Genomic DNA, 1,183 nt, shown 5'->3' on the forward strand with positions numbered 1-1,183 from the left:
ATCATATTGATGTCTCAGAGAGCGAATTGACTTATGGCGGTTTAGACTTTCAAAGCACCAATGCCCTTGATATTCACAATGCGCGGCTACAAGCTGTGACAGATCAGGGTGGGACTGGAGATATTCTCTTTGTTGCTCCAAGCGTTATGGTTGATGAGACAACATCGGTTTTAGCGGCACGAGATTTCGTGATCAAGACGGGGGAGCTTAGAAATAGCGGTCAATTGGCATCGGGGCAGGATTTAGCCTTTAGCGTGACGGGCAATGTGACCAACAGCAAAACGGGTTTAATCTATGTGAAGGGCAATGGTGCTTTACAAGTTGATGGGGCTTTGTTGAATGATTTTGGCACTATAATGGCAGAAGGTGATTTATCTTTTACCAATGCAGATGGCAGCGGAAAAAGCCTTTCGCTTGTCAACAAAGCAGGCTTGATTCAAGCTGGTGGAAACTTAAATATCCAAACCAACACTCTAAAAAACGAAGCCGATAGCACGCCTGTCATCACGGAAAAAACGGAATATAGCGATATTTCTTTCCAAAAACCAGAGGGTTATTATTTACTCAATGAACGGAATTTATATCACGATATGGGCTGGGATCGTTGGGGTAGTGGAAGTCTTTCTGATAGAGAGTTTGGGTTTGAAGGTCCCCGAGACTTTCTGTTTGATTGGCAACTTTGGAATAACAAAGAAGAAACCTATGGTACGGCAACTTTGAAAGATGGAACAGTCTATAAGGCATTTACTTGGGAATATGACAAGACAAACAGTAATATAGAACGCTATCAATGGAATAACTGGTCACACATGACAGAAAAGACTGTCACGCAGGGGTTTTCGCATAAGCCCACCATTCAGGGGATGATACAATCTCACGGCGATCTCATCATTAACGCCGATAACATTGACAACCATTATAGTTTTATAGAAGCAGGGGGAAATGCCGATATCCACGCCAATGTGCTCACCAATTTGGGTGTAACAACTTATAAAAACACCTATATGGGTTGTAATGCAAATACAGACAATTGTTATGGCTATAAAGCTGATGGAAGCCGCGATGTTTCTTTAGATATAGCCAATGGCAAATTTCGTCATATCCGCTCAGAAGCTTTGGAGAGTGTTCCTGGTCTTGTCCAAGCGGGTGGCACTTTAAATCTGGTGGTCGATCAACTCAATAA

1 pseudogene is annotated in these 1,183 nt (G+C 42.7%); it reads left to right on the top strand.

Features of this window, described 5'->3' with window-relative positions:
* Positions 1 to 1,183 (top strand): annotated as a pseudogene (locus ACFIMA_RS09665) (filamentous hemagglutinin); the annotation flags it as partial.

The sequence above is a fragment of the Bartonella sp. AP88HLJMH genome, assembly GCF_042195605.1.
In the GTDB taxonomy this organism is placed as follows: Bacteria; Pseudomonadota; Alphaproteobacteria; order Rhizobiales; family Rhizobiaceae; genus Bartonella.